Annotated in this window: 27 protein-coding genes and 1 tRNA gene; 21 read left to right on the forward strand and 7 right to left on the reverse strand. The window is 63.4% G+C overall.

What is annotated here, in order from left to right:
* The first annotated feature begins 89 nt into the window (after positions 1-89).
* The 13 genes from fdnG to PRZ01_RS00805 all read left to right on the forward strand — a co-directional run bounded on the left by fdnG (position 90) and on the right by PRZ01_RS00805 (position 14236).
* Positions 90-3161, forward strand: coding sequence for a formate dehydrogenase-N subunit alpha (fdnG, locus tag PRZ01_RS00745; RefSeq protein ID WP_273594835.1), 3072 nt, complete (start codon positions 90-92; stop codon positions 3159-3161).
* Positions 3162-3253: 92 nt separating this feature from the next.
* A complete protein-coding gene (fdxH, locus tag PRZ01_RS00750) occupies positions 3254-4135 on the forward strand; it encodes a formate dehydrogenase subunit beta (RefSeq protein ID WP_273594836.1) in 882 nt (293 codons plus the stop codon).
* 2 nt (positions 4136-4137) lie between these two features.
* Positions 4138-4776 carry a formate dehydrogenase subunit gamma gene (locus PRZ01_RS00755; protein ID WP_273594837.1) on the forward strand — a complete coding sequence of 213 codons (639 nt, stop codon included), beginning with the start codon at positions 4138-4140 and terminating at the stop codon, positions 4774-4776.
* 122 nt (positions 4777-4898) lie between these two features.
* Positions 4899-5981 carry a formate dehydrogenase accessory protein FdhE gene (gene fdhE / locus PRZ01_RS00760; RefSeq protein WP_273594838.1) on the forward strand — a complete coding sequence of 361 codons (1083 nt, stop codon included), beginning with the start codon at positions 4899-4901 and terminating at the stop codon, positions 5979-5981.
* Positions 5981-7426, forward strand: a complete 1446-nt coding sequence (gene selA / locus PRZ01_RS00765) for an L-seryl-tRNA(Sec) selenium transferase (protein ID WP_273594839.1) — start codon at positions 5981-5983, stop codon at positions 7424-7426. The genes fdhE and selA overlap by 1 nt, the downstream gene beginning before the upstream one ends.
* 40 nt (positions 7427-7466) lie before the next feature.
* Complete coding sequence (locus tag PRZ01_RS00770; protein ID WP_273594840.1) at positions 7467-8609, forward strand: acyl-CoA dehydrogenase family protein; 1143 nt, start codon at positions 7467-7469, stop codon at positions 8607-8609.
* Between the two features lie 12 nt (positions 8610-8621).
* The gene (locus PRZ01_RS00775; protein WP_273594841.1) at positions 8622-9491 is read left to right on the forward strand and encodes a phosphate/phosphite/phosphonate ABC transporter substrate-binding protein; all 870 of its coding nucleotides are present in this window, start codon (positions 8622-8624) and stop codon (positions 9489-9491) included.
* Complete coding sequence (locus PRZ01_RS00780; RefSeq protein WP_273594842.1) at positions 9457-10662, forward strand: ferritin-like domain-containing protein; 1206 nt, start codon at positions 9457-9459, stop codon at positions 10660-10662. Before PRZ01_RS00775 ends, PRZ01_RS00780 begins: the two co-directional genes overlap by 35 nt.
* Before the next feature lie 10 nt (positions 10663-10672).
* On the forward strand, positions 10673-12637 hold the full coding sequence (gene selB / locus PRZ01_RS00785) for a selenocysteine-specific translation elongation factor (protein WP_273594843.1): 1965 nt from the start codon (positions 10673-10675) through the stop codon (positions 12635-12637).
* A gap of 34 nt (positions 12638-12671) precedes the next feature.
* A tRNA-Sec gene (locus PRZ01_RS00790) sits at positions 12672-12764 on the forward strand.
* Between the two features lie 30 nt (positions 12765-12794).
* On the forward strand, positions 12795-13226 hold the full coding sequence (locus tag PRZ01_RS00795) for a glycine cleavage system protein H (protein WP_273594844.1): 432 nt from the start codon (positions 12795-12797) through the stop codon (positions 13224-13226).
* Positions 13202-13609: a DsrE family protein gene (locus tag PRZ01_RS00800; protein ID WP_273594845.1), complete on the forward strand. Its 408-nt coding sequence runs from the start codon at positions 13202-13204 to the stop codon at positions 13607-13609. Before PRZ01_RS00795 ends, PRZ01_RS00800 begins: the two co-directional genes overlap by 25 nt.
* Before the next feature lie 30 nt (positions 13610-13639).
* The gene (locus PRZ01_RS00805; RefSeq protein WP_273594846.1) at positions 13640-14236 is read left to right on the forward strand and encodes a nitroreductase family protein; all 597 of its coding nucleotides are present in this window, start codon (positions 13640-13642) and stop codon (positions 14234-14236) included.
* Between the two features lie 26 nt (positions 14237-14262).
* On the opposite strand, the gene PRZ01_RS00810 is transcribed toward PRZ01_RS00805, so the two are convergent.
* The gene (locus PRZ01_RS00810; protein WP_273594847.1) at positions 14263-15330 is read right to left on the reverse strand and encodes a 2-dehydropantoate 2-reductase; all 1068 of its coding nucleotides are present in this window, start codon (positions 15328-15330) and stop codon (positions 14263-14265) included.
* Entirely contained in the window at positions 15327-15872 is a 546-nt protein-coding gene (locus PRZ01_RS00815) for an Mpo1 family 2-hydroxy fatty acid dioxygenase (RefSeq protein WP_273594848.1), read from the reverse strand. Before PRZ01_RS00815 ends, PRZ01_RS00810 begins: the two co-directional genes overlap by 4 nt.
* Before the next feature lie 92 nt (positions 15873-15964).
* On the opposite strand from PRZ01_RS00815, the gene PRZ01_RS00820 reads away from it, so the two are divergent.
* Positions 15965-16789, forward strand: coding sequence for a YceI family protein (locus PRZ01_RS00820; protein ID WP_273594849.1), 825 nt, complete (start codon positions 15965-15967; stop codon positions 16787-16789).
* A 38-nt stretch (positions 16790-16827) separates the two neighbouring features.
* Here the strand turns inward: PRZ01_RS00820 and moeA are convergent, their stop codons facing one another.
* The 5 genes from moeA to PRZ01_RS00845 all read right to left on the reverse strand — a co-directional run bounded on the left by moeA (position 16828) and on the right by PRZ01_RS00845 (position 21287).
* Positions 16828-18129, reverse strand: coding sequence for a molybdopterin molybdotransferase MoeA (gene moeA / locus PRZ01_RS00825; protein WP_273594850.1), 1302 nt, complete (start codon positions 18127-18129; stop codon positions 16828-16830).
* Between the two features lie 19 nt (positions 18130-18148).
* Positions 18149-18751, reverse strand: coding sequence for a GNAT family N-acetyltransferase (locus tag PRZ01_RS00830; protein ID WP_273594851.1), 603 nt, complete (start codon positions 18749-18751; stop codon positions 18149-18151).
* The gene (mobA, locus tag PRZ01_RS00835; RefSeq protein WP_273594852.1) at positions 18744-19385 is read right to left on the reverse strand and encodes a molybdenum cofactor guanylyltransferase MobA; all 642 of its coding nucleotides are present in this window, start codon (positions 19383-19385) and stop codon (positions 18744-18746) included. The genes PRZ01_RS00830 and mobA overlap by 8 nt, the downstream gene beginning before the upstream one ends.
* A 48-nt stretch (positions 19386-19433) precedes the next feature.
* Positions 19434-20564, reverse strand: a complete 1131-nt coding sequence (gene moaA / locus PRZ01_RS00840) for a GTP 3',8-cyclase MoaA (RefSeq protein WP_273594853.1) — start codon at positions 20562-20564, stop codon at positions 19434-19436.
* 120 nt (positions 20565-20684) lie between these two features.
* Positions 20685-21287, reverse strand: coding sequence for a phenylacetic acid degradation protein PaaY (locus PRZ01_RS00845; RefSeq protein WP_273594854.1), 603 nt, complete (start codon positions 21285-21287; stop codon positions 20685-20687).
* Positions 21288-21479: 192 nt separating this feature from the next.
* Here PRZ01_RS00845 and PRZ01_RS00850 point away from each other — a divergent pair, with 192 nt between their 5' ends.
* From PRZ01_RS00850 to paaD, 7 genes are read left to right on the forward strand one after another with little or no spacing between them, the layout of a single operon-like run.
* Positions 21480-22283 (forward strand): enoyl-CoA hydratase-related protein, encoded by an 804-nt coding sequence (locus PRZ01_RS00850; RefSeq protein WP_273594855.1) that lies wholly within the window; start codon positions 21480-21482, stop codon positions 22281-22283.
* 31 nt (positions 22284-22314) lie between these two features.
* Positions 22315-22767, forward strand: coding sequence for a hydroxyphenylacetyl-CoA thioesterase PaaI (gene paaI / locus PRZ01_RS00855; protein ID WP_273594856.1), 453 nt, complete (start codon positions 22315-22317; stop codon positions 22765-22767).
* Positions 22768-22818: 51 nt separating this feature from the next.
* Positions 22819-24144, forward strand: a complete 1326-nt coding sequence (paaK, locus tag PRZ01_RS00860) for a phenylacetate--CoA ligase PaaK (RefSeq protein ID WP_273594857.1) — start codon at positions 22819-22821, stop codon at positions 24142-24144.
* Positions 24145-24192: 48 nt separating this feature from the next.
* A complete protein-coding gene (gene paaA / locus PRZ01_RS00865; RefSeq protein ID WP_273594858.1) occupies positions 24193-25194 on the forward strand; it encodes a 1,2-phenylacetyl-CoA epoxidase subunit PaaA in 1002 nt (333 codons plus the stop codon).
* Between the two features lie 39 nt (positions 25195-25233).
* Positions 25234-25551 (forward strand): 1,2-phenylacetyl-CoA epoxidase subunit PaaB, encoded by a 318-nt coding sequence (gene paaB, locus PRZ01_RS00870; RefSeq protein WP_273594859.1) that lies wholly within the window; start codon positions 25234-25236, stop codon positions 25549-25551.
* Between the two features lie 11 nt (positions 25552-25562).
* A complete protein-coding gene (gene paaC, locus PRZ01_RS00875) occupies positions 25563-26366 on the forward strand; it encodes a 1,2-phenylacetyl-CoA epoxidase subunit PaaC (RefSeq protein ID WP_273594860.1) in 804 nt (267 codons plus the stop codon).
* On the forward strand, positions 26366-26896 hold the full coding sequence (gene paaD, locus PRZ01_RS00880; RefSeq protein WP_273594861.1) for a 1,2-phenylacetyl-CoA epoxidase subunit PaaD: 531 nt from the start codon (positions 26366-26368) through the stop codon (positions 26894-26896). Before paaC ends, paaD begins: the two co-directional genes overlap by 1 nt.

Genomic DNA, 26896 nt, shown 5'->3' on the forward strand with positions numbered 1-26896 from the left:
GTAAGCGTTTTTTTCGAAGTTTCAGGGCGTTCGCGAAGGCGCCTGGACGACTGGGAATCTTGGGTTGATACCCACAGGAGGCACATACCATGGATATGAACCGGAGGCATTTCTTCCGGGTGAGTGGGGCGGGGCTGTTGGGCTCCAGCTTGGTGGCCTTGGGCTTTTCGCCCACGCAGGCCTTGGCCGAGGCGAGAAACTTCAAGCTCGCCCGCGCTACCGAAACCCGCAGCACCTGTCCCTATTGCTCCGTCGGTTGCGGCATCCTGATGTACAGCTTGGGCGACAAGGCCAAGAACGTCGTCAGCGAGATCATGCACATCGAGGGCGACCCCGATCACCCTGTCAACCGCGGCACGCTGTGCCCCAAGGGCGCCGGTCTGCTGGACTTTGTGCACAGCAAGAACCGCCTGAAGTGGCCCGAGATTCGCGAGCCTGGCGCCACTGAATGGAAGCGTGTCAGCTGGGATGAAGCGATGGATCGTCTGGTCCGGCTGATGAAGGCCGACCGCGACGCCAACTTTGTCGCTCAAAACGCGGACGGCAAGACCGTCAACCGCTGGCTCACCACCGGCATGCTGTGTGCTTCAGCGTCCTCCAACGAAGCGGGCTACATCACCCACAAGGCGATGCGCTCGATGGGGATGCTGGTCTTCGACAACCAGGCGCGCGTTTGACACGCCCCGACGGTGGCCAGTCTGGCCCCGACGTTTGGGCGCGGTGCGATGACCAACCATTGGGTGGACATCAAGAACGCCGATCTCGTTTTGATCATGGGCGGCAATGCCGCCGAGGCCCACCCCTGCGGCTTCAAATGGGTGATTGAGGCCAAGCACAAGAACAAGGCCAAGCTGCTGGTGATCGACCCGCGTTTCACGCGTTCGGCTGCCATGAGCGATTACTACGCACCGATCCGCTCGGGGTCTGACATTGCCTTTTTGGGTGGGGTCATTCACTACCTGTTGTCTAACGACAAGATCCAGCACGAGTACGTCAGCAAGTACACCAACGCCAGCTTCATCATCAATGAAGGCTTTGGCTTCGAAGATGGCCTGTTCTCGGGCTACGACGAAGCCAAGCGCAAGTACGACCCGGCCAGCTGGGCGTATGAGCTCGACGACAAAGGCTTTGCCAAGGTCGATGAGACCCTGCAGCATCCGCGCTGCGTGCTCAACGTGATGAAGCGCCACTACGAGCGCTACACACCTGAGGTGGTCAGCAACATCACCGGCACCCCCAAGGACAAGTTCCTCAAGTGCTGCGAGATGATCAGCGAGACGGCCAAGCCGGGCAAGGTCATGACCGTCATGTACGCCTTGGGCTGGACCCAGCACAGCTACGGCGCTCAGATGATTCGCACCGGGGCCATCATGCAGCTGTTGCTGGGCAATATCGGCCTGGCGGGCGGCGGCATGAATGCGCTGCGCGGTCACTCCAACATCCAGGGCCTCACCGACCTGGGTCTGCTCTCGACCTCGTTGCCGGGTTATATGACCCTGCCGCGCGAGACTGAGCAGGATCTGGAGACTTACTACAAACCGCGCGCCACCAAGCCCTTGCGCCCTGGCCAGATGAGCTTCTGGCAGAACTACCCCAAGTTCTTCGTCAGCCTGCAGAAGTCCTGGTGGGGCAAGGCCGCCACCGCTGAGAACGAGTGGGCCTATCACTACCTGCCCAAATGGGATAAGGCCTACGACGTGCTGCAGGCCTTCGAGATGATGGGGCAGGGCAAGCTCAACGGTTACATCTGCCAGGGCTTCAACCCGGTGGGTTCCTTCCCGAATAAGAAGAAGATCATCGCCGGGCTGTCCAAGCTCAAGTATCTGGTCATCATTGATCCGCTCAACACCGAGACGGCTGAGTTCTGGAAAAACTTCGGCGAGCACAACGACGTCAAGAGCGAAGAGATCCAGACCACGGTGTTCCGTTTCCCCAGCACCTGCTTTGCCGAGGAGGAGGGCTCCATCACCAACTCCGGCCGTTGGCTGCAGTGGCACTGGCAGGGCGCCGAGCCTCCCGGCGAAGCCAAGGGCGACCCGGAAATCATCGCCGAGCTCTTCACCCGCATGAAGGCCGCGTACCAGAAAGAGGGCGGCGCCTTCCCGGACGCCATGCTCAACCTGACCTGGCCCTATTTGATTCCCAACGCGCCCTCAGCCGAAGAATTGGCCAAGGAAGCCAATGGCCGTGCACTGGCCGATTTGCAAGACCCCAAGGACCCCAACAAGCTCCTGGCCAAGGCTGGCGAGTTGCTGCCGGGCTTTGCTCTGCTGCGCGATGACGGCTCCACCGCCAGCGGCTGCTGGATCTTTGCGGGCAGCTGGACACAGGCGGGCAATCAAATGGCCCGGCGCGATAACAGCGACCCCTACGGCATCGGCCAGACCCTCAACTGGGCCTGGGCGTGGCCGGCCAACCGGCGGGTGCTCTACAACGCCGCGTCCTGCGATTCGACGGGCAAGCCCTGGAATCCCAAGCGGCGCCTGATCGGTTGGAACGGTGAGCGTTGGACGGGCTCCGACATCCCTGACATCCGACCCGATGCCAACCCAAACGACCCGGATCGCGTCAACCCCTTCATCATGACCGCCGAAGGGGTGGCCCGTTTGTTCGCGCCCACCGGCTTGGTCGACGGTCCCTTGCCGGAGCACTACGAGCCCTTCGAGTCGCCCCTGCCCAACAACCCCATGCACCCCAAGAACGACAAGGCGCGGGCCAATCCCGCGGCACGTGTGTTCAAGGGCGATATGGAGGCTTTCGGCAAGCCCAAAGACTTCCCTTATGTGGCGACCAGCTACCGGCTGACCGAGCATTTCCACTACTGGACCAAGAACTGCGAAAGCAACGCCATCATCCAGCCGCAGCAATTCGTTGAAATCAGCGAAGAGCTCGCCAAGGAGAAGGGCATCGCTAACGGCGGTTGGGTCAAGGTCAGCAGCAATCGCGGCTTCATCAAGGCCGTGGCGGTGGTGACCAAGCGCATTCCGGTGCTGGACGTGGCGGGGCAGAAGGTGCACACCGTCGGCCTGCCCAATCACTGGGGGTTTGTCGGTGCGGCCAAGCCCGGCTATCTGGTGAACACGCTGACCCCCTTTGTGGGCGACGCCAACACCCAGACGCCGGAGTTCAAGAGCTTCACCGTCAACATTGAGAAGGCATGAGGTAACGGCTATGAGCCCCCACGTTCACATTCGTTCACTGCCCCCCGAGGAGGCGCAGCCCTCCCTTGGGACGGCCCGGCGGGAGGTCTGATATGTCGTCACTTCAATCCCTGGACATCGCCAAGCGCTCAGCCACCACCACGCCGAGCCCGCAAGCGCGCAAGACCATCGAGGTCGCCAAGCTCATTGACGTGTCCTCCTGCATCGGCTGCAAAGCCTGTCAGGTGGCCTGCATGCAGTGGAACGATCTGCGCGACGAGGTGGGTGAGAACCACGGCACCTACGACAACCCCCGCGACCTCTCAGCCCAATCCTGGACGGTGATGCGTTACGCTGAGGTGGAGGTTGAGGCCAACAAGCTGGAGTGGTTGATCCGCAAAGACGGCTGTATGCACTGCGAGGACCCGGGTTGCCTGAAAAGCTGCCCGGCGCCCGGTGCCATCATCAAGTACGCCAACGGTATCGTCGACTTCATCTCCGAGCATTGCGTGGGCTGCGGTAACTGTGTCACCGGTTGCCCCTTCGATGTGCCGCGCATCTCCAAGGCCGACAACAAGGCCTACAAATGCTCGTTGTGCTCCGACCGTGTCGGCGTGGGCCTGGAGCCGGCCTGCGTCAAAAGCTGCCCCACCGGCGCCATCCATTTCGGCGCCAAGGAAGACATGCTGGACTACGGCGCCGAGCGGGTGGCTGATTTGAATGAGCGGGGCTACAAACAGGCTGCCGTCTACAACCCCGAGGGCGTGGGCGGCACCCATGTGATGTATGTGCTGCAGCACGGCGACAAGCCTGAGCTGTATTCGGGCTTGCCCGCCAATCCCCGCATCAGCCCGCTGGTGTCTTTGTGGAAGGGCTTGGCCAAGCCACTCGCCGTGGCTGCCATGGCCGGAGCGGTGCTGGCCGGCTTCTTCCACTACATCAAGGTGGGTCCGATTGAGGTCAAGGACGACGCGACTGAGGACGAAAGGAGCTGATGATGAAAACCTCAACACCTCAACGCGGATTCATCCAGCGCTACTCAGACAGTGACCGCATCAACCATTGGGTGATTGCCCTCCTGTTCATTCTGGCGGGGTTGTCGGGGCTGGCCTTCTTTCACCCCAGCTTGTTCTTTTTGAGCAATCTGGTGGGTGGCGGTGTCTGGGCGCGCATTCTTCACCCCTTCCTGGGCGTGGCGATGTTCTTGTCCTTTCTGGGGCTGTTCTTCAAGCTGTGGCGTGAGAACGTCTTGAATGTCGCTGACGTCGAATGGCAACGGCACAGCATCGACATGCTCAGCGGCGACAAGAGCAAGATGCCGCCGGTTGGCAAATACAACGCCGGCCAGAAGGGCGTGTTCTGGCTCATGTCGGTGTGCCTGCTGGTGCTGCTCACGACCGGCGTTATGTTCTGGCAGCCCTGGTTTGCAGGCAGCTTCCCGATCATCTTGCGCCGCGTGGCCGTGCTGCTGCACGCGGCCAGCGCCGTGGCGCTGATTTTGGGTGTCATCATGCATGTGTATGCGGCCATCTGGGTCAAGGGCACAGTCCGTGCCATGACCCGTGGCACGGTGAGCGAAGCCTGGGCCAAGCAAAACCATGCGCTGTGGCACAAGGAAATGACCAAGGGAAAATAAGTCCCGCGCCATGTTAAAAAGGGCGGGCTGTGGCGCCGCCCTTTTGTTTTTTCGACGCTGGCGGATTGCCGCATGTTGCGCTCCGGTCGCGTATCAGGTGAGCTGAAGAAAATGGAAATTTTATGACTGTGACCCAAGCCGCGAAGTTGATGTCCCCGGAAGAAATCGCGGTGCGTGCCGGTGAGCAAATTCCTTTTTTGCTCTATCCAGAACCCGGCGTTTTTGCCGAGCGTGCGCTGCGTTTGCGGCAACTCGCGCAAGGCCATGCCATGGCAGACTATCTGCTGTTCGCCGCCGAACTGGCGCAAGCCCAGCATGAGCAATTCAAGCGCCCGGCCCACCTTGCCTTGCCGAGTGCAGCGCAGATCGAAGCCGCCGCGAATGTGGGCCAAGCCTTGTTGAAGGCCGACAACTGGCCGCTGGACCCCCTTTGGCGGGACGGCTTGCGCAGCCTCATGCAAACATTGGCAACCCGCCTGCCCCAAGGCGCCGCGCGGCATGCCGTGCAGGCCTTGGCTCAGGCGCCCGATGAAACCCTGGATCAACAAGCGCAGCGCTTGCTCAGCGGTGTCATGCTGGGGCTGGATCTGGCCACAGCGCCCCTGATTGCCGCGGCCCTGCAGCTGCATTGGGTGCGCCTCGTGACGCAGTTGCAGGCGCAATTCGAGCAAGCGCAGTCGGTGCAGAAGTCGGTGCAGATCAACAGTTCAGTGCTGGCGCCGTTCGGGCGTATTGATGACCCGCTGGTGTGCCCGTGCTGCGCGTCCCGACCGGTCGCCAGCATCACGCGCATTGGGGCGGATGGCGCGGGCTTTCGCTACCTGTCATGCAGCCTGTGCGCCACGCAGTGGCACTACGTTCGCATCAAATGCACGCATTGCCAAAGCACCAAAGGCATCAGCTTTCAGAGCCTGTTGGCGCAAGACGATGAGCAGCCCAGTGGCTCCGAAGCGGTTCAGGTTGAGTGCTGCGAGCCTTGTGGGCATTACCTCAAGATTGTGCATATGGAGAAAGACCAGCAGGTCGAACCGCATGCCGACGATCTTGCCTCCCTGACGCTGGATCTGCTCGTCTCCGAGACAGGGTTGATCCGCCACGGCGTCAACCTGATGTTGCTGTTCGGCGAATCCAACGAACCCGGCGAACCCGTCGAATTTGCCGATATCGACGTTACCGACCCGCCACCTGATCCCAAGGTCCACTGATGAATACGCCCGAAGCATCCATGGTTCATGGTCTGAAGGCGGGGCCCAAAGACCTCCCGGCGCTGGACCGTTTGCTCAAGCAAGTGCCTGAGCTGCTGAGTCGTCACGGCCATCAATTCGTGGCGGGTGTGGCGCGCTCGCTGCTCGATGATTTGCGCAGCCGTGCCCTGGCCGGCACGTTGGCACTGGCCGAGTTGCAGCCGCCCGTGCTGGCGCAGCGCCTGAGCGAGTGCTGCGCAGAGCGCCTGGCGCCGCGCATGCGGGCCGTCATCAACCTTACCGGCACGGTCTTGCACACCAACTTGGGCCGAGCCCTCTTGGCCGATGCGGCCTTGACCCATGTGATGGCCATGATGGCCGGGCCGAATAACCTTGAATTTGATCTGACGACGGGCGGGCGCGGTGACCGCGACAGCATGGTTGAAGAACTGCTGTGCGAGATCACCGGTGCCGAGGCCGCCACGGTGGTCAATAACAACGCCGCCGCCGTGTTGCTGTCGATCGCCGCCTTGGCCGGCGGGCGTGAGGTCATCGTCTCGCGTGGTGAGTTGGTCGAAATCGGCGGCGCTTTTCGCATGCCCGATGTCATGGCCGCCGCAGGCGCCCGCCTCGTGGAAGTGGGCACGACCAACCGCACCCACCCGGCCGACTACGAGCGCGCCATCAATGCGGGCACCGCCATGCTGATGAAGGTGCACACCAGCAATTACGCCATCCAGGGCTTCACGTCCGCCGTGGATGAAGCCACGCTGGCCCCCATCGCCCATGCCAAGGGCCTGCCTCTGGTCACCGATCTGGGCAGCGGGTCATTGGTCGATCTGGCGCAATGGGGCTTGCCGCGCGAGCCCCTGCCGCAGGAAATGCTCAAAGCCGGTTGCGATGTCGTCACCTTCAGCGGCGACAAACTGCTGGGCGGCCCGCAGGCCGGCCTGATCGTCGGGAGTAAGGCGCAGATTCAACGCATTCGCAAATTCCCGATGAAGCGGGCGCTGCGCATGTCCAAGTTGCCGCTGGCGGCGCTGGAGGCCACGCTGCGCTTGTATTTGCGACCCGAGCGGCTCACCCGCGATCTGCCCACGCTGCGCTTGTTGACCCGGCCGCTGGCCGATATCCAGCGCTTGGCGGGCGAGATGCGGGTCCCCATGGCTGAAGCCCTTAGCCCGCGCTATCGCGTGCAGGTGCAGGCCATGCAGGGGCAGATTGGCTCGGGCTCGCTCCCGGTTGCGAGCTTGCCGTCATGCGGCTTGGTGGTCACGCCAATTTTGAGCGGTAAAAAAGGACTCGGCCAAGCGCTTGACGAACTTGCCAGGGCCTTGCGTGGCCTGCCTGTTCCCGTGCTGGGCCGCATCCACGAAGACCAGCTTTGGCTGGACCTGCGTTGCCTGGAGCGGGCCGCGGATCTGCTCACGCAACTGCCGGGGCTCAGCCAAGCACTGCGCGGCTGAATCGCGAATTCTTGTTTATTTAATCTTTGGAGGACTGACGATGGGAACGAGTCAACAAGCCTTGGCGCCGAATCTGGCTGCGGACCTGGAGCGCATCTGCGCAGACATCATCGCCCCGCATGCGCTAGAGACGGATCGTCAAGCCCGCTTTCCACGCGCTGCGGTGACGGCTTTGGCGCAGGCCGGTCTCTTGGGGCTGGTCTCCGCACGGGAGTTGGGCGGGCAGGGCGCCGGTATGGCCCAGGCCAGCCAGATGTTGCAGCGCATCGCGCAAGACTGTCCGTCCACAGCCATGGTGATGTGCATGCATTTCTGCGCCACCGCCTTGCTGGAGCAACAGGGGCCGCGGGCCACGCGCGAGGCTATCGCCCAAGGGCGGCATCTGAGCACCCTGGCATTTTCTGAAGCCGGTTCACGCAGCCATTTCTGGGCGCCCACCGGCACGGCGCGTAGCGAGGGCGCGGGCGTGCGCCTGGATGCGAACAAAAGCTGGGTCACTTCGGCCGGTGAGGCCGACAGTTATGTTTGGTCCAGCAAGCCGCTGAGCGCCGAGGGTGCCAGCAGCCTGTGGTTGGTGGATGCGCGCGCGACTGGCCTGCAAGTGCAGGGCAGCTTTGATGGCCTGGGCCTGCGCGGCAATGCCTCCAGCCCGGTGCTCGCGCAGGGCGTGCCCGTCACCGCAGAGCAACTGCTGGGTGAAGACGGCAAGGGCTTCGACGCCATGATGAGTACCGTGCTGCCCTGGTTTAGCCTGCTCAACGCCTCCTGCAGCATCGGTTTGATGGAAGGCGTGTTGGCGCGCGCCTGCCAGCATGTGGGCCAGACCCGTCATCAGCATCTGGACAGCAGCCTGGCCGACCTGCCCACGGTGCGCGCATATCTGGCGCGAGCGCGTATCCGCACCGATATGTGCCGCTGCCTGTTGGATGATGGTCTGAACGCCATCGCCGAGGGCCGCGCCGACGCCATGCTGCGCGTGCTGGAGATCAAGGCCGCCGCGGGCGAGAGCGCGCTGGAGGTCAGCGACTTGGCCATGCGTGTGTGTGGCGGTGCCGCCTTCCGTAAAGAGGCCGGTATCGAGCGCCTGTTCCGCGACGCCCGTGCCGCCCATGTGATGGCACCCACCTCCGATGTTTTGTACGACTTCATCGGCAAGGCCATCACCGGTCTGCCGCTGTTTTAAATGGTTAGCACGATGACAAACGATTCAACAAAGCCCCTGTTGATGGGCGCCGTGGCCTACGCACCCAAGGTGGTCACCATCTGGGAGGGCTTCAAGGCTTACTTCCAGGCCCAGGGTCTGCCTTTCGACTACGTGCTGTATTCCAACTACGAACGTCAGGTGGAGGCGCAGTTCGAGGGTGCCATCCAACTGGCTTGGAATTCGCCGCTGGCCTGGGCGCGCGCCCACCGCATGGCAGCAGCGCGTGGCCTGCAGGTGGCTGCCGTGGCCATGCGTGACACCGACCGCGATCTGCAGTCCCTTATCGTCGTGCGGGAGGGCAGCGATATCCACAACCTGCAAGACCTGCGCGGCCGCCGCCTGGGCCTGGGTGCCATCGATTCACCCCAGGCCACCTTGATCCCGCTGCAGCATCTGCGTGAACAAGGTCTGGTGAGCGGGCGCGATTTTGAAGTGCGTCGATTTGACGTGTTAGGCGGCAAACATGGCGACCATATCGGCGGCGAGCGTGAGGCTGCCATGGCGCTGTTGGCCGGCGAGGTCGATGCCTGCTGCATGATTGACGCCAACCATCTGGGCTTCAGCGCCGATGGCAGCCTGCCTGCCAACAGCACACGGGTGTTGGCGCGTACCGAGCCCTACGACCATTGCAACTTCACCACCAGCCCCGGTGCGCCACAGGCTCAGATCGAACGTTTTTGCCAGCTGCTGTTGGCCATGCGCTGGGACGATCCTGCCGTGCGTCCGTTGCTGGAATTGGAAGGCCTGCGCAAATGGCTGCCCGGGCGAACCAGCGGCTACGCCCAGCTTGAGCGTGCCGTGGATGAACAGAACTTTTACAGCCCCCATGGCCACATCCTGCCCGCCGACTATCGATATTGAAGGCTTGGGCCTGGACCAAGGCGCTTTGCTGCTGATTCGTCAGGCCTTGGCTGGCGTGCCGGAGGAGGCCGAGTTGCGCGTGCTGGGCCAGTCGCCCGACTGGGATCTGCATCTGCGCGTCTGGTGCCGCAGCCAGGGCCATGGACTGCGCCTGGAGGCCGGCGCCGATGGCCGGCTGATTGCGGTGGTGACTCGCCATGGCCAAGCGCAGGGCCGCTGGCGTGGGGCGTTGCCGACCGGTGAGGCTGCTGCCATTCCCGCCGCCCAGGCCGATCCCGCCTGGGGCCTGGCCGCTCGTGGCGCTTTTGTGGAGGCGAGTGCGCCGCCCTTTAACTTCGCCCTGCGTCAGCGCCACCAGCTCTGGGCCGAAACGGCCGCCGAGCTCTACGCCCAAGGCGCGGCCGCGCAATGGGACCCGGCCACGGCCATTGATTGGCAGGCCCCCTTCGAGCTGGCGCCGTCGCTTGAAGCAGCGGTGGTGCAGCTGATGAGCTATCTGGTCGAAAATGAGAACGCCGCCCTGCTGGTGCCGGCCCGCCATTTGGCCCAGATCCATCCGCATTACCGCGAGGTGATGCAGCTGCTGGCCCTGCAGTGTGCGGATGAAGCACGTCATGTTGAGGTGTTCACCCGCCGCGCCCAACTGCGCGGCGGTGCGCCCGTCTTGTCCACGGCTGGCGCGCAAGCCTCTTTGCAAAGCTTGTTCGAGGCGTCGGATTTTTCCAGTGCCAGCTTTCTTCTCGCCGTGCTGGGCGAAGGCACTTTCGTTAACCTGTTGAATTTTCTGCATGCCTATGGCCCCGATCCGGTGACGCGCCAGATCGCCCGCCTGGCCGCCATCGACGAGGCTCGTCATGTGGCCTTCGGCATGGCCCATTTGGCCTATCGCCTTGGGGTGGAGCCCAGCTACCAGTCGCAGCTCCGCAATGCCATCGAGACACGTTTCGATGCGCTGGCCAGCAGCGCCGGCCTGAACGAAGAAGTCTTTGACGCCTTGCAACTCCTGGCCGCCGGTGAATGCTCGGTAGGCGCGTTGGCCCTTGGCCATGCCAGGGTGCAGCAACTCAAACGCGAGATGCTGGATGGCCGCCGCGCCCGCCTGCTGCGCCTGGGCTTCGAGCGCACGGAGGCCGAGCGCTTGGCATCCATGCACACCCGCAACTTCATGTGAGGACGCACTCTTGATTATCGGCACCGCAGGCCATATCGACCATGGCAAGACCACCCTGGTGCGCGCGCTCACCGGGGTCGACACCGATCGCCTGCCCGAAGAAAAGAAGCGTGGCATCAGCATCGAGCTGGGCTATGCCTTCATGGACGACGGCGCGGGCGGCAAGCTGGGCTTTATCGACGTGCCGGGGCATGAGCGGCTGGTTCATACGATGTTGGCCGGTGCCACTGGCATTGACCATGCGCTCTTGCTGGTGGCTGCCGACGACGGCGTGATGCCGCAAACACGCGAGCATCTGGCGGTGTTGTCGCTGTTAGGCCTTCGCAGCGCCACGGTGGTGATCACCAAATGCGACCGGGCCGACGCAGCGCGTGTGCTCGGGCTCAAGGCGGAGATGTTTGAACTGCTGGCCGGTACTGGTCTGGACGCCTCGCCCATGTTCGAGGTGGCTGCGCACAGCGGTGTGGGTCTCGACGCGCTGCGCCAACATTTGCAGGCGCTGGCGCGAGAAGGGCGTGGCGGGCAGGCTCACCACGTGACCCAAGGCTTCCGCTTGGCGGTAGACCGGGTGTTTTCGCTGGACGGCGTGGGCACGGTGGCGACGGGCAGCATCCATGCGGGCCAAGTCAGCGAGGGTGATGAATTGTTGCTGGTACCGCCAGCACCAGGCCAGTCGCCGCGGCCTGCCCGGGTGCGCAGCCTGCATGCGCAGAACCAGAGCGTGCGGCAGGCGCATGCAGGTCAACGCTGCGCGCTGGGATTGGTCGGCGTAGATCGGGCCGAGGTGGCGCGCGGCCAATGCTGGGTGGCGCCCGAGATTGCCTTTTGCACTCAGCGGCTGGATGTGCAATTGCGCCTGTGGCCGGGCGAAGCCAAGCCCTTGCGCAGCGGCAGCAGCGTGCATGTTCACCTGGGTTCCGCCACCTTGATGGGCACCGTTGCGGTGTTGGAAGCCGCGCTCAAAGACAGCCTTGCACCGGGCGCGCAGGCCCTGGTGCAGCTCGTGTTGCACCAGCCAGTCGCTGCTTGGGCGGGGGACCGTGTGGTGCTGCGCGATGCGTCGGCCAGCCGCACGATGGCGGGCGGCCGGGTGCTCGATCCCGTGGCCCCGGCGCGTTATCGGCGCACACCGGAGCGCCTGGCGGAACTTGCTGCGCTGGCCCTGGACACGCCTCAACAGCGCCTGCATGCGCTGTTGAATGCCGCGCCGCTGGGCTTGGACCTTGCGCAATGGGCGACGGTGCAAGGGCTGTCTTCCGCCGGTAGACAAGACGTGACCCTGCCCGATGATGCTTTGAGTCAGCAAGGCGCGGCCGGCCATGAGGATTCGCATTGGATATTGGGCGCAAACCAGGCCACAGCGTTGGCCGAACACGCTTTGCAGGTGTTGGCGGTCTATCACGCTCAGCATCCCGATGAGTTGGGGCCCGACACGGCGCGCTGGCGGCGCCTCGCCGCGCCTCGGCTGGCCGAGTCTTTGTGGCGCGCCCTGCTTCAGCGGCTTCAACAGGCCGGGCGGGTGGTGTTGCGTGGCGCCGCTGCCCATTTGCCCGAGCATGGTGTGCAACTGTCTGCGGCGGATGAGCGCGTGGCACAGAAAATCGCCCCTTTGTTGCGCTCAGGCGGCTTTGAAGGTGCCTGGGCACGTGATCTGGCGCGTGACACGCAAACGCCTGAACCGTTGATGCGCGTCAGCCTTTCGCGCCTTGCCCAAGGCGGATCACTGCACCAGGTGGTCAAAGACCTGTACTATGCGGCCCCTGCCATGGCGCAACTGGCCCAACTGGCCCGCCAAGCCATCGACGGGGAGGGGGCGATCAAAGCGGCTGCCTTTCGGGACGCTGCGGGGCTGGGACGCAAACGTGCCATTCAGATTCTTGAATACTTCGACCGCGTGGGCTTGACCCGCCGCGTGGGCGATACACACAAGCTGCGTGCCGATTCGAAGTTATTCTCGGCCGAGTGTGAAGGGTGAGGGACATGGAGCATTTGACGTGTCCGATGCTTGTGGAGGGGAAACGATCCTGGTGGATCGGCCGGGCTTCAAACCCGGTGGGTGACGCCATGCGTTGCTGGGTGGGTTCGACTCCCATTCCCCTCCGCCGTTTTTGCCTTCATTCGCCTAAAACATTATGTTGATCCACGGCGTTCTCATCCCTGACGAGTTGCATTACCTGGTCGAGCATCAGACCTGGGCGCGGTGGCTGCCGGACGGCGCGGTGCGCGTGGGCATCACGGCCCTGGGCTTGAAGGCTTCCGGCGAAATTTATATGTGCCGGCCCCAACCGGTCGGCTCGGTGCTGGCGCAGGGGCGCTCGATGGCGGTGGTGGAGTTGTCCAAATCTATCGTCTCGGTGAAGACGCCTTTGTCGGGGCGGGTGCAGCGCGTGAACGAGGCGCTGGCTGAAACGCCGGAGTTGGTCTGGCGCGACCCCTATGGCGACGGTTGGTTGCTGGAGTTGGCGCCCACCCGTTTGGGCGAAGAACTGGCGGTGCTGGTGACCGGCGCTGCCGCCCAAGCGCCCATGGAGCATTACGCATGGCTGAACCAACAAGACTCGTGAGCCATGAGGTGACGGGCATCGCCTTGCTGCTGTGGGCGGCCGAGCCCGAGGCGCCGCATCGCCTGGTGACCCCGTTTTTTCATGCGGCGGCAGCGGCGGCCATGAATTTGCGGGTTGAAATCTACTTCACCGCTCGCTCCGTGCTCTTGCTCAAACCGGGTGTGGCTCTGGGTTTGCGTGCCTCGGACTTGTTTACAAAAACGGTGTACCACGCCATGCAGGAGGCGGTGTCGCACGGCGCGGTTCTGCTGGCCTGCACCGATGCCCTGCACGCCCAAGGGATGCAACGCGATGGATTGATTCCTGAGTGTTCAGGCCACGGCGGGGCGGTGCAATTCATGGCGCGGGTGGCTGATCCGGCCTGGCGCAGCCTGGTTTTCTGAAGTTTTGGTTTTGAAGAGTTGGGCTCCCACATGAACGAAGCAACAGACGAGATGCCCGCACGGCAAGCGCTGCACGCGCTGCTAAGCCGTTACTCCATCGGCCCCAAACATCTGGTGGCGCCCGGCCCCAGCGAGGCGGAGTTGGCGCTGATGGTCGAGGCCGCGCTGCGTGCGCCTGACCACGGCGAGTTGATGCCATTTCGGTTCAAACGTGTGGCGGGCAATGCGCGTGCCCGCATGGCCGAGTTGTTTGCCGCCGCAGCCCGGGCAGCGGGCAAAGATGAGGCTGGCGCTGCGCTGGATGCCGAGCGTGCGCTGCGCCCTCCCGTGACGGTGGCGGTGGTGGCGCGCATCGACATGGGCCATCGGCAAGTGCCCGCGCATGAGCAATGGGCCTGTGTGGGCGGCGCGCTCAGCAACTTCTTGATGGCCGCTCATTTGCTGGGTTATGGCGGCAAGATGCTGTCGGGCGCCAAGGTGCGTGACCCTGGCATCACGGCTGCGTTTTGTGCACCCGGTGAAACCTTACTGGGCTGGATCGCCTTGGGTACGCCCACCCGCCAAGCCAGCGGCCCATCACGCAAGGGTGGCGTGGCTGCGGCGCTGCAAGACTGGACGGGCACCTGACGAGGTTTTTCAGGTTGACCGAGCCTTCAACGCAGCCCCAGTGCCTGTTTCAACTCGCTGGGTGAATATGGGCGGGCCCGCTGTGGCCAGTCCATCACCAACTCACGCATGCGGCTGTTCAGCGGCGCGCTGCGGCCGGTGGATGCGGCCAGCCTTTGCACTTCACCGCACAGGGCGTCAATTTCGGTGAGGCGGCCGAGCTTGAGGTCGTCGGCCATGCTGGAGCGTGCCTGGGCATCGATTTTGAGCATGCGGGCAGCGACCAGACGAAACAGGGGCGAAGGCAAATTCAACACTTGAATCAAGCGGCGTGGCGGCACGGGCGCCATGGACTGAACGGGCAGGCCCGCCGCGTCAAGAATGTCCAGTGCCTCACGCTGCAGTGCCGCAAAACATTGGCGGTAGCCGCGCTCCAGCAACTGCGCCCGCAGGGCTCGGCCAGACAGGGCGTTGACGGGATTGTTCAAGTTGAGCAGCAATTTGCCCCACTGCACCGCATGCATGGACGCGGGTGATTCAATCAACTGCAACTCAACCCCCCCTTGGGTGAAGGCCTGGGGCAGTGCGCGCAAAGCGCTTTCAGTGGCGCGGCCATGAACCATCAAAGCGCCGCCCGTGCCCCGGTGAAACTGGCCGGGGGCCAATTCAGCCACATTGAACGGGACCATGCCGGCACGCACATCCATGTCAGGCGCCGTGGCCTGGGCGTCGCGCGCATTGCCCACGCCGTTCTGCATGGACAGCACGACACTGCCTGCCGGCAGGGCGCGTTGCAACTCGCGAGCCGCTTCGGGCGTGGCGCCGCTTTTCACACACAGCAGGGTGACGTCAGGCGCCCAGCCGGGAGGGCAGGTTTCATTCAGATTCAGCATTGCGGTGCTGACATGCAGGCGGCGTTGGTTCAGGTCGGTGAGGGTCAGACCGTGGCTGCGCAGGGCCTGGATCACCCGTGGGCGGCCCACGAAGGCGACGTCTAACCCCGCCGCAACCAACAGGCCGCCCAGGTAGCAGCCAATGGTGCCGGCGCCCATCACCAGCACCCGCGGTGATGATGGCGCGGATGCGGGGGTGGAGATGGGGCCGGGGCTGCTCAAGCGAGCGGCCGGGTCAGGTCCCGGAAATGAGTCGGGCCTACGCGGCGCTCGATCTCCAATAACATTTCACGCCCCCAGCCTAGCGCAAACATCAACTCGGCCATCACAAACATGGGGCCCACCGCCAAGCCGATGAGGTCGTCGACGAAGGCGGGCTTTTTCCCTTCGTAATAGTGTCCCAGGAACTGAATGACCCAGCCCAAGGCAAAGGTGCCGACACCCCAAGCCAGCCAACTGCCCGTGGAGCCTACGGCCAGGGGTTCGGCCAGCACGCACAGCAGGCCGTTGAGAGCGCTAACTGCGAGACCCAGCGCAATATTGCCCCGCGTCAGGTACCAGACGGTGGTGACGGCCCACAGCAGCGCGGCGGGCGTGAGGCTCAAGCCCCCCACCTCAACGGTGAGCCGGGACAACAGCACGCAGACCGCAAACACAATCAGCGGAATGCCGACGAAATGGGTGGCGATATTACGGCGGTCGCGATGGTAGGCGGCGTATTGCGCCATCAAATCAAGCGCCGGGCGAAAGGCAGAGGCGGCCATGGAATCCCTCCAGTCAGTCAAGTTTCAATGCTAGTACAAGCGCGCCGGGCGGGCTGTCAGAATCGAGACAATTTGGCGCTCTGTTTTCCCTCATGGCAGCAATTTCAAAACGTTCAGGATTTTCGTGTTCGACATGGGGTGTGCCGTTTGCGGTCATTTTGGCGGTGCTGTTGAGCGCCTGCAGCCTGCCAGCGCCGACAGTGGCAATCACTGCGGCCACAGTGACAACGGCGGAGCGGGTGCGGGATGCGCCGGAAATTGCATCACCCGAAGCTGAGTTGGATCAACGTTATGAGGCTTTGCATCTGGCGCAGCCCGCGGCGCGCTTGTTCGCCCTTGATGCAGGCGCTTCGTCCTTGCGGATCCATGTGTTTCGGGCGGGTCGTCTGGCGGGTTTGGGTCACAACCATGTGCTGACCGCGCCGCGCTTGATCGGGCGGGTGTTGGTGCCTGAGAAGGTGAACGACGCGCAGCTGGAACTGGCCTTTCGCCTGGACGAGCTGGCGGTGGACGAGCCTGCGCAGCGCGCCTCACTGGGGCCGGCCTGGGCATCCGCGATGTCACCCGAGGCCATCGCCGGTACCCGCAAGAACATGCTGGGCGAGGCGGGTCTGCAGGCTGAGGCGCATCCTTGGGTGCGCATCAGGTCCTTGCACATTTCGGGCGAGTTGCCAAAGCTCGCGATGGAGGTCGAGATCGAGCTGCATGGACAGAAACGAGTCCAATGGCTGGCGCTGGATGTGCAGCCTGGGCCGGACTCACTCCGCGCGCAAGGTGCTTTGGTGCTGCATCAAAGTGAATTTGGCGTTACGCCATTTTCAATTGGAGCCGGCTTGCTGGCGGTGGCAGACGAGTTGGTGGTCGAGTTCTCGCTGCGCGCCGTGGTGCCGGGTCAGCGCCCGATTAGAAATAACTGAAAGCTTCAGTGGCCTCAGCGGATGAAGCCGGCGCGCGTTCAGTTCAAGCTGTCCAGCGGCCAAACTTCGACGGTACCGCCTGGCGGAATATCGCCCTGTTCATGCGGCAACACGACCAGTCCGTTCGCCTGGCTCATGCTGGACAAAATCCCTGAGCCTTGATGGCCGGTCAGTTCAACTTGCCATTGGCCCTGCGCATTGCGTTGAACGATGCCGCGCAAGAATTCTGTGCGCCCGGGCTTTTTGCGAATGCCTTGGGGGCTGATGGCTTGCACCGTCAGCAGGGGGCGGGGTTGGGCCCCGCTCACCCGCAGCAGCGCGCCACGCACAAAGGCGTAGAAGGCCACCATCGCCGCGACAGGGTTGCCGGGCAGGCCAAACAAAAGTGCGCTGTGGCCGTCAGCTTGTACGCGGCCCACCGCCAGCGGGCGGCCCGGGCGCATGGCCAGTTGCCAGAACAGCACCTCGCCGAACTCCGCCATCACCGCCTTGGTGTGGTCTGCTTCACCGGTACTCACACCGCCGGAGCTGATCACCACGTCGGCCTGTTGAATGGCTTGTCCAAAGGCCGCACGCAGTGCCGCCGGTTCGTCGCGTACGGCGCCCAGGTCCAGCACCTCGACGCCGAGGCGTTCCAGCAGCGCAAACAAGGTGTAGCGGTTGCTGTCGTAGATGCCGCCGGCACCTAGCGCGACGCCGGGCTCGCACAGTTCGTTGCCGGTGGAGAGGAGGGCCACGCGCAGGCGCGGCCAGACGGCAACCTCACCCAGACCCAGCGAGGCCAGCAAGCCGATGTCGGCCGGCTGCAGTATCTTCCCGGCCTGCAGCGCGACACCGCCTTGGCGAAGGTCTTCACCCGCCAGGCGCCGGTTGTCGCCCGGCTTGATCACGCCGGGCGGGAAGGTGATGCAGTCTCCCGCGCGTTGCACCCATTCCTGCGGCACCACCGTGTCGAGGCCGGCCGGCATGACGGCGCCGGTCATGATGCGCTGGCACTGCCCGCGCACGAGAGCGGTGGCGCCGGCTTGTCCGGCAAGACTGGTGCCCGCCAAGGTCAGCGAGATCGGGTGGTCGGTTTGAAGGTCTTGGCTGGCAAAGGCGTAGCCATCCATGGCTGCGTTGTCATGGGCAGGGACATTGAGTGGCGACACCACGTCCTCGGCCACCACCCGGCCCAGGGCTTGGCGCAGCGGCACACGGCTCGCTTGCCGGGCAGGGAGGCTCAGTTGTTGGATGAAGGCTTGGGCCTCGTCAACGCGTATCGCTTCTGAGGGCTTGGCCTTGTGGTCAGGGGTCTGTGCGCGCGCATGCGCGTGATTTGGCGTGGTGTCGTTTGTCATGGGGCAACATCAAAGAGGGTCAGGGCTGGCGCAATCGTAGGCACATCAGGTCCTTGTCCAGCACCCGGCCATCCAGCAGTTTGATGGCCCCAGGCAGGCGGCCATAACGTGTAAAACCACAGCGCTCATACAGTTTCACTGCCGCGGTGTTGCTGGACGTCACGCTCAGCGTCACCAGCTCGAGTGCGGCTTCGCCGCGCAGCAGATGCAGGGTTCTCTCTAGCAATTGGCGACCCAAGCCATGACCATGCAGGTCTTCCCGCACCATCATGCCCATGATGTGGGCGATGTGGCGAATCTTCAGCCGGGCTTCATGTTCGCAACTGATGGCGCCCACCATGTCAGCACCTTGCCAACCGACCAGGGTGAATAAATTCGCACCGCCGTTGCCACCGCTCAAGCGGCTGCGATAGCTGTTGGCATCGCGTTGCAGTTCGGTCGCTGCGTCGGAGGTGAAGGCCTCGGGGTGGCGTGCCAACATGCCGTCGCGCAGGTCTTTGTAGGCCGCAAGGTCTTCTAGATGCAAGGGGCGAATTTGCAGGTCGATTTGCATGCGGGACAGATGCTCCGTGGCGGTCGCCCAGTCCATCAACTGTTTCGTGCTGTTCTTGCCTTCAGGCATGCGGTGCGTCCTGTTCGAGTGACTGAAGTTCGGCGAGGCTGTTGGCGTTGAAGAAGGCTGCGACATCTCCGGGTCGGTCGAAAGGGACGGGCACAGCTTTCTGCGCCCGCAGCCAAGTTTGAATTTTGCGCTCACCGCTTTGGAGGTAGGCGGCCAGGCTGTCTTTGAGCTCCACCCGCATCAGGCAAAACGCCGCTTGGACCTGCGGCGCCTCATGCACGTCGTTTTTTAGGGTCGCTTGCGGCCTGGCGCTTACTGGGACGGCCACTTTCGCGCCGCAGGCCAGCGCGGCTTCGGCCAAGCGCTCGGCCAGATCGAGGGGCAGGGCGGGCGTGTCGCAGGGCACGCACAGCAACCAGTCTGTGCGGGCCAGGCGTAGCCCGGCAAGCCAGCCTGCCAGTGGGCCGGCATAACTGTCATCCTCATCGCGCACCAAGGGGTGACCGGCGGCGGCATAGGCGTCAAGATTGCGATTCGCGCTGATCAACAGCGGCCCGACTTGGGGCGCCAGCCGGCTCAGCACGTGGGCAAACAGTGGGCGGCCGTTGAGGGTTTGCAGCCCTTTGTCCAAGCCCCCCATGCGGCTGCCGCGTCCGCCGGCCAGCAACAGACCGGTGATTTGGTCGCGTGCCAAGCGGCTTTTCACCGGGTGCTGCGGGCAGGGTGACGCAACGCCGCTCACTCAGCCCCCGATGTAATGCATTTCAACCCGCCGCTGCCCGGCCGGGCTTTGCGGCGCATCGACTTGTGCGCGCAGTTGTGAGTACCGGTCGCTGCGGCGCTGCCAAAGCTGGGCGATGGCTTGCGCCACCTGCGCATCATCGGCCGGGCCGCGCAGCAGCCCGCGTAGATCGGTGCCTTGATGCGCAAACAAGCAGGTGAACAATTGCCCTTCGGTGGACAGCCGTGCGCGATTGCAATCCCCGCAGAAGGCTTGAGTGACGCTGGAGATGAGCCCGATTTCACCGCCACCGTCGGCGTAGCCCCAACGCTGCGCCGTTTCGCCGGGTGCCGACGCGCTCAGTGCCTGCAGATCGAAAGATTCACGCAGGCGCGTCAGCACTTGGGCGGAGGGCATGACTTCATCCATCCGCCAGCCGTTGCTGCTGCCCACGTCCATGTACTCAATGAATCGAAGCGTGATGCCTGTGCCCCGGAAATGCCGCGCCATAGGCAGAATCTGGTCGTCGTTGGCGCCGCGCTTGACCACCATATTCACCTTGATCGGCGCCAGGCCCACGGCTTGTGCCTCGGCAATGCCGTCCAGCACCTCACCGACGGGAAAGCCCACATCATTCATGCGCTGAAATTGGGCGTCATCTAGTCCGTCGAGACTCACGGTAATGCGCTGCAGGCCGGCGTCTTTCAGCCTGCGCGCCTTCTTTTTGAGCAAAGAGCCGTTGGTGGTCAAGGTGAGGTCAAGCGGCTGGCCGTCGGGTGTGCGGACTTGGGCCAGCAACTCGATCAAGTGCTCAATGCCTTTGCGCAGCAGGGGCTCACCGCCCGTCAGGCGCAGCTTTTGCACGCCCAGGCGGGCGAAGACTTGCGCCAGGCGGGTGATTTCTTCAAAGCTCAGGAGTGCCGCATGCGGCAAAAATTCGTGTGTCTTGCCGAACACTTCCTTGGGCATGCAGTAGCTGCAGCGAAAGTTGCATCGATCGGTGACCGAAATCCGCAAATCGCGCAAGGGGCGGCCCAGCGTGTCTTGCAACTCACCGGGCGCTGGTAAAGGGCGGTCTTGCCCAGCCAAGGGAGGCGGTGTCACGGCAAGCGCCTGGCGGTGATCGGCAATCGGAATAACTCGGTCAGACATGGCCTCCATTGTGCCCGCTGCGACCCGGGCTGGCGTTGCGCGCTGCACCCGGCTTGATCAAGGGCAAGGTTTCTTGCCGGACCGGGGGCGTTGGCACCCGGCTCGGGTTCAGGCTCGGTTTCAAACTCGCCGCGTGGCCAGCAGGGATTTCACGGTGCCGGTCTGGAGTTGGGGGCGGTCGGGTTCAGCGGCAGGCAGGGCTTGCACCTCCGCCATCGAGGCGTGGCAGCGCAGCGTCAAATCCTGGTAGGCCTGCGTGCCTTCGCGCTTCCAGCGGATTTCATCCTCCGTCAACGCGCGCAGCACCTTGGCCGGGAGCCCGGCGACCAAAGACTTCTCGGGCAGGATTTGGCCGGCCCGCACAAAGGCGCAAGCGGCGACGATGCTGTAGGCGCCCACTTCAGCCTCGTCCATCACCACCGCATTCATGCCGACCAGGGCATCGTGGCGAATGATGCAGCCATGCAAAACGGCGCCGTGGCCGACATGGCCGTTGGGCTCAATCACGGTGGTTGAGTCGGGAAAGCCATGGATGACGCAGGTGTCTTGCACATTCGAGCCTTCTTCCAGCACGATGCGACCGAAGTCACCGCGCAGTGACGCGCATGGGCCGACATAACAGCCTGGCCCCACGTGGACATCGCCGATCAAAACGGCGGTTGGATGCACATGGGCTGTGGGGTGAACGACCGGGATCACTCCGTCGATGGCGTAGCAAGGCATGGCGGTCCTTTTGTTGAGTTTAGGGTTAGTCCTGAGCTGGCGGACTTGCGCCAAATCAAACTCAAGCCTAATATCTACCGACCGGTCGGTCAAGAGTGTTTGCCGATCTCCCTATGTTCAAGCCCTGGTGGCAACGTCGACGTTCATTGCCGTTCATCGACATGTCAGTGCCGGGATTCGAGGCTTCATCCCATGCAAGACCCGCAATTTCTCAGAAGCCAGGACGGTCATGTGTTGACCTTCACCTTGAACCGTCCGCAGGCTTTGAATGCTTTCACGGCAACTTTGCTGGCGCAACTGCGGCAGGCGCTGGATGAGGCGGCTGACGACGCCAGCGTGCGCTGCGTGGTGATCACCGGGGCGGGCCGCGGATTTTGTGCGGGTCAGGATTTGTCAGACCCGCTGGTCAAGCCGCCCGAGAACGCGGCAGAGTCGCCCAGGGACATCGGCCACATCCTTGATGCCTACTACATTCCGCTGGCCCTGCGCGTGCGCTCCATGCCTGTGCCCGTGATTGCGGCGGTCAACGGTGTGGCGGCGGGCGCGGGCGCCAATTTCGCTTTGGGTTGTGATCTGGTGGTGGCGGCGCAGTCGGCCAATTTCATTCAGGCCTTCGCCCGCATTGGCTTGCTGCCGGATTGCGGCGGTACTTGGCTGCTGCCGCGTCTGGTGGGTCGTGCCCGGGCTCTGCAGCTGGCGTTGCTGGGCGAGAAGCTGCCGGCCGCCGAGGCGCAGGCCATGGGCCTGATCTACCAATGCGTGCCTGACGACACGCTGGCGGCCACCGCGCAGGCGCTGGCTCAACGGCTGAGCCAGCAACCGCTGCGCGCGATGGTGCAGACGCGTCAGGCCTTTGATCAGGCTTCGCTGCTGGACTTTGAAGACGCCTTGAAGCTGGAGGCCATGACGCAAAGCCAGTTGGGCTTCAGCCCTGACTATCTGGAGGGTGTGACAGCCTTCTTGAGCAAGCGCAGCCCCAAGTTCACCGACCGCTGAGCCCAGCACCGATCAAAAGACAGGACTTTGCATGAACGCCCAACAGATTGCTGAAGCCGTGCTTGATGCGATGACGGCCAATGACCGTGCCTCCAAGGCGCTGGGGATGGAGGTCTTGCACATTGCGCCTGGCGCTGCCACCGTGGTGATGACGGTGCGCGAGAACATGCTCAATGGTTTTGATATCTGCCACGGCGGAGTGGTGTCGACGCTGGCGGACTCGGCCTTCGCGTTTGCCTGTAACTCCCACAATGAACTGACCGTGGCTTCGGGCTTTTCGATCGACATCGTGGCCCCCAGCCGCTTGGGCGATCGCCTCAAAGCAGTGGCGCAGGAAGTGTCGCTGGCCGGACGAACTGGCGTCTACGACATCACTGTCACCAACCAGAACGATGAATTGATTGCGGTGTTTCGCGGCAAGTCATACCGCATCAAGGGCAAGCCCGTGGTGTTGTTGCCCATGCCGGCCGAACCCGCTGTTTGACGCCCCGAACAGAACACCGAACACCGAACACAGGACAAGCGACACATGAGCATGAGTGAGCATAAAAAGTTGGGCACCGCTCCGGACCGGAAGCTGTTGGACCCCATCGAGATGGCGAGCCGGGACGAGTTGCAGGCACTGCAGTTGCAGCGCCTGCGCTGGTCGCTGCAGCATGCCTACGCGAATGTGCCGCATTACAAGGCGGCCTTTGACGCCAAGGGCGTTCATCCCGATGACTTGAAGAGTTTGGATGATCTGCGGTTGTTCCCCTTCACCACCAAGGCGGATCTGCGAAACAACTACCCCTTCGGGATGTTTGCGGTGCCACAGCAGCAGGTGTCGCGGATCCATGCTTCTTCGGGCACCACCGGCAAACCTACGGTGGTGGGCTATACCGCCAAAGACCTCGACAACTGGGCTAATCTGGTAGCCCGCTCCATTCGTGCTGCGGGTGGACGGGCGGGCGATATGGTGCACATTGCCTACGGCTATGGCCTGTTCACCGGCGGCATGGGAGCGCACTACGGGGCCGAACGCCTGGGTTGCACGGTGATTCCGATGTCGGGCGGGCAGACTGAAAAACAGGTGCAGCTGATTCAGGACTTCAAGCCCCGCATCATCATGGTCACGCCCAGCTATATGCAGGTGATCATCGAAGAATTTTCCCGCCAAGGGTTGGACGCGGCGGCGTCGAGCTTGCAGATCGGCATCTTCGGCGCCGAGCCCTGGACCGAAGCGATGCGCCGTGAGATTGAGGGTCGGGCCGCCATCGACGCGGTGGACATCTACGGCCTGTCCGAGGTGATGGGCCCCGGCGTGGCGAGTGAATGCGTGGAAAGCAAAGATGGCCCGGTGATTTGGGAAGACCATTTCTACCCCGAGATCATCGACCCTGAAACGGGTGAAGTGCTGCCCGACGGCAGCGAGGGCGAGTTGGTGTTCACCTCGCTCAGCAAGGAGGCGCTGCCCATCATCCGTTACCGCACGCGCGATCTCACTCGCCTGTTGCCGCCCACCTCCCGCGCCATGCGCCGCATGGGCAAGATCGTCGGTCGCAGCGACGACATGCTGATCATCCGTGGGGTCAATATGTTCCCGACGCAGATCGAAGAGTTGGTGCTGCAAGAACCGCAACTGTCGGGCCAGTACCAAATCGTTTTGACGCGCGATGGGCCGTTGGATTCGGTGGAGGTGCGCTGCGAGTTGCAGATGGCGGCCGTTGGGCAGGCCGATGTCGGTGCCATCGCCAAGAGTTTGCAGCACCGCATCAAGACCTTGGTGGGCGTGTCGACCCAGGTGAGCGTTGGCGCGCCAGATTCCATTGAACGAACGTTGGTGGGCAAGGCGCGGCGGGTGGTCGATCAGCGCCCGCGCTGAGTCAGCCCCAGCGTGTTGAGTTTGAGACCGTAGATTTCAGGAGCAGGTATGTATACCCAAGCCATGAGCGTTGGCCCCCAAGATGTGGCCAGTAAGGTCCAGAGCGCCGAAGACGCCCGCAAGGAGGCGGCCTTCGAGGCCCGCATCGCCGCAGGCGACTTCATCGAAGCCAAAGACTGGATGCCCGAGCACTACCGCAAGACCCTGGTGCGCCAGATCAGCCAGCACGCGCACTCTGAAATTGTCGGCATGCTGCCCGAGGGCAACTGGATCAGCCGTGCGCCCACGCTCAAGCGCAAGGCGATTTTGTTGGCCAAAGTGCAGGATGAGGGCGGCCACGGCTTGTACTTGTACGCCGCTGCCGAAACCCTGGGCACCAGCCGCGATCAAATGCTGGATGCGCTGCATTCGGGCAAGGCCAAGTACAGCTCCATCTTCAACTACCCAACGCTGACTTGGGCTGATATCGGCGTGATCGGTTGGCTGGTGGACGGTGCGGCCATCATGAACCAGGTGCCTTTGTGCCGCTGCTCTTTTGCGCCCTATGCGCGCGCCATGATCCGCGTTTGCCGCGAAGAAAGCTTTCACCAGCGCCAGGGCTATGAGTCCTTGCTGGTGATGATGCGCGATGGTACCGAGGCGCAAAAGGCCATGGTGCAAGACGCGGTCAACCGCTGGTGGTGGCCGTCGCTGATGATGTTCGGCCCGGCCGACAAGGATTCGTCCAACTCCGAGCAGTCGATGCGTTGGGGCATCAAGCGCATCAGTAACGACGATCTGCGCCAGAAGTTTGTGGATGCCACGATTCCGCAGGCTGAGGTTTTGGGCGTGACCGTACCTGACGCCGATTTGAAGTGGAACGCCGAGACCGGCCAATATGACTTCGGTGCGATTGATTGGGCTGAGTTTTGGCGCGTGGTGGGCGGCGACGGGCCTTGCAACCGCGAACGACTGGCCACCCGTGTCAAAGCCTGGGACGACGGCGCCTGGGTGCGTGAGGCCGCACTGGCACACGCCAAGAAGCAAGCCACCCGCGCGCAGGCCGCCTGAGCCGGCACTGAACAACGACATCAGCCAAGGACGATCAAGATGAGCGATACCAACAAGCAATCCGCCGCGAGCGGCCAGCATGAATGGCCTTTGTGGGAAGTTTTCGTGCGCAGCAAGGCGGGGTTGGACCACAAGCATTGCGGCAGCCTGCACGCCGCCGACGCCAAGATGGCGGTGCAGATGGCACGTGAGGTCTACACCCGCCGCCAGGAGGGCTGCAGCATCTGGGTGGTGCTGTCGAACCAGATCGTGGCTTCGGACCCGGGCGAGAAGGGCATGTACTTCGACCCCATGGAAGACAAGGTGTACCGGCACCCGACCTTCTATGAGTTGCCCGAATCCGTGAACCACATGTGAGAGGCCGGGTCATGTCACATGTTTCCATCCAAGTCGGCAACCGGGCCGATGTTCACTACCTGCTGCGTATTGCCGACGCCTGTTTGATCCTGTCGCAACGCCTGGGCGAATGGTGCGGCCACGCGCCTATCCTTGAAGAAGACCTGGCGCTCTCCAATATGGCGCTGGACCTTGTTGGGCAGGCGCGCGGTTTGCTGACCCGCGCCGGGCAACTGGACGGCCAGGGCTTTGACGAAGATCAACTCGCCTTCTTGCGGGACGAACGCCAGTACTTCAACCCGGTGTTGATGGAGTTGCCGAATAGCGCGGACGGCGCCGGCCGCCAGCCCGGCGACTTTGCCCTGACCCAGTTGCGCAACTTTGGCGTCGCCACCTGGCTGCAGCTGTTGTGGGCAGCGCTTGAAGAATCTCGCGATGTCGAGGTGGCCGCCATCGCCGCCAAGGCCGTCAAGGAAGCCCGTTATCACCAGCAGCATGCGGCCGACTGGGTGGTTCGCTTGGGTGACGGCACGGCGGATTCGTCCGCCCGCATGCAGGCTGCCTTGGTGGTGCTGTGGCCCTATTTCAATGAGTTGTTCGTGGACGACGAGGTCAGCACGGCCGCCGCCGCACAAGGCCTGGGACCGACCTGGGGCGACTTGAAATCAGACTGGCAGGCGCAGATGGACGAGGTGCTGGCCGACGCGCAGCTGAAGCCGCCCAAGCCCAGCGCCTATGTGCCTGCCGGCCGTTTGGGCATCCACAGCGAGCACCTGGGGCATTTGCTGGCGGAGATGCAGTATTTGCAGCGCGCCTACCCGGGCGGCAAATGGTGATGACGCAGTCGCCGCCACCGCTGCAATCCTCAGCCTGCGGCCGCCTGGAGGCCGCTTGGGAGGTGCTGCGCCAGATCCCCGATCCCGAGGTGCCCGTGCTGTCCTTGTGGGACCTGGGCATTGTGCGCGACCTGCGTGAGACTGCTGGCGGCCTGGAGGTGGTGCTAACGCCCACCTACAGCGGCTGCCCGGCCACAGAGCTGATTCAGGACGATGTGCGCAATGCGCTGGCGCGATTCGGCACGGTCGAGGTGATTCTGCAGCGAGCCCCGGCTTGGTCGAGCGACTGGATCAGCGAGGTCGGCCGCGAGAAGCTGCGCGCCTATGGCATAGCCCCGCCGGGCCGCGTGGTGTCGGCCGAGGGCCAGCCGATGCGCCTGGTGCACCGCAATGCGATGACCCAGCTGGCGTGCCCGCGCTGCGGGTCGATGCAGACCGAGCGTTTGTCGGCATTTGGCTCTACCGCTTGCAAGGCCTTGTATCGCTGCCTGGCCTGCCGGGAGCCCTTTGAATATTTCAAACCCATCTAA

The sequence above is a fragment of the Roseateles koreensis genome, assembly GCF_028595305.1.
In the GTDB taxonomy this organism is placed as follows: domain Bacteria; phylum Pseudomonadota; class Gammaproteobacteria; order Burkholderiales; family Burkholderiaceae_C; genus Paucibacter_A; species Paucibacter_A koreensis.

Coding starts and splice junctions, on each gene's coding strand:
- PRZ01_RS00815 (WP_273594848.1), bottom strand. CDS start 15,872: ATGGCCGCCTCTGCCTTTCGCCCGGCGCTTGATTTGATGGCGCAATAC.
- moaA (WP_273594853.1), bottom strand. CDS start 20,564: ATGTCTGACCGAGTTATTCCGATTGCCGATCACCGCCAGGCGCTTGCC.
- PRZ01_RS00820 (WP_273594849.1), top strand. CDS start 15,965: ATGGCAGCAATTTCAAAACGTTCAGGATTTTCGTGTTCGACATGGGGT.
- PRZ01_RS00780 (WP_273594842.1), top strand. CDS start 9,457: ATGGCCACATCCTGCCCGCCGACTATCGATATTGAAGGCTTGGGCCTG.
- PRZ01_RS00805 (WP_273594846.1), top strand. CDS start 13,640: ATGAACGAAGCAACAGACGAGATGCCCGCACGGCAAGCGCTGCACGCG.
- PRZ01_RS00755 (WP_273594837.1), top strand. CDS start 4,138: ATGAAAACCTCAACACCTCAACGCGGATTCATCCAGCGCTACTCAGAC.
- PRZ01_RS00850 (WP_273594855.1), top strand. CDS start 21,480: ATGCAAGACCCGCAATTTCTCAGAAGCCAGGACGGTCATGTGTTGACC.
- paaD (WP_273594861.1), top strand. CDS start 26,366: ATGACGCAGTCGCCGCCACCGCTGCAATCCTCAGCCTGCGGCCGCCTG.
- paaI (WP_273594856.1), top strand. CDS start 22,315: ATGAACGCCCAACAGATTGCTGAAGCCGTGCTTGATGCGATGACGGCC.
- fdhE (WP_273594838.1), top strand. CDS start 4,899: ATGACTGTGACCCAAGCCGCGAAGTTGATGTCCCCGGAAGAAATCGCG.
- PRZ01_RS00795 (WP_273594844.1), top strand. CDS start 12,795: ATGTTGATCCACGGCGTTCTCATCCCTGACGAGTTGCATTACCTGGTC.
- PRZ01_RS00800 (WP_273594845.1), top strand. CDS start 13,202: ATGGCTGAACCAACAAGACTCGTGAGCCATGAGGTGACGGGCATCGCC.
- paaA (WP_273594858.1), top strand. CDS start 24,193: ATGTATACCCAAGCCATGAGCGTTGGCCCCCAAGATGTGGCCAGTAAG.
- paaB (WP_273594859.1), top strand. CDS start 25,234: ATGAGCGATACCAACAAGCAATCCGCCGCGAGCGGCCAGCATGAATGG.
- paaK (WP_273594857.1), top strand. CDS start 22,819: ATGAGTGAGCATAAAAAGTTGGGCACCGCTCCGGACCGGAAGCTGTTG.
- selA (WP_273594839.1), top strand. CDS start 5,981: ATGAATACGCCCGAAGCATCCATGGTTCATGGTCTGAAGGCGGGGCCC.
- PRZ01_RS00770 (WP_273594840.1), top strand. CDS start 7,467: ATGGGAACGAGTCAACAAGCCTTGGCGCCGAATCTGGCTGCGGACCTG.
- fdxH (WP_273594836.1), top strand. CDS start 3,254: ATGTCGTCACTTCAATCCCTGGACATCGCCAAGCGCTCAGCCACCACC.
- PRZ01_RS00845 (WP_273594854.1), bottom strand. CDS start 21,287: ATGCCTTGCTACGCCATCGACGGAGTGATCCCGGTCGTTCACCCCACA.
- PRZ01_RS00775 (WP_273594841.1), top strand. CDS start 8,622: ATGACAAACGATTCAACAAAGCCCCTGTTGATGGGCGCCGTGGCCTAC.
- moeA (WP_273594850.1), bottom strand. CDS start 18,129: ATGACAAACGACACCACGCCAAATCACGCGCATGCGCGCGCACAGACC.
- paaC (WP_273594860.1), top strand. CDS start 25,563: ATGTCACATGTTTCCATCCAAGTCGGCAACCGGGCCGATGTTCACTAC.
- PRZ01_RS00830 (WP_273594851.1), bottom strand. CDS start 18,751: ATGCCTGAAGGCAAGAACAGCACGAAACAGTTGATGGACTGGGCGACC.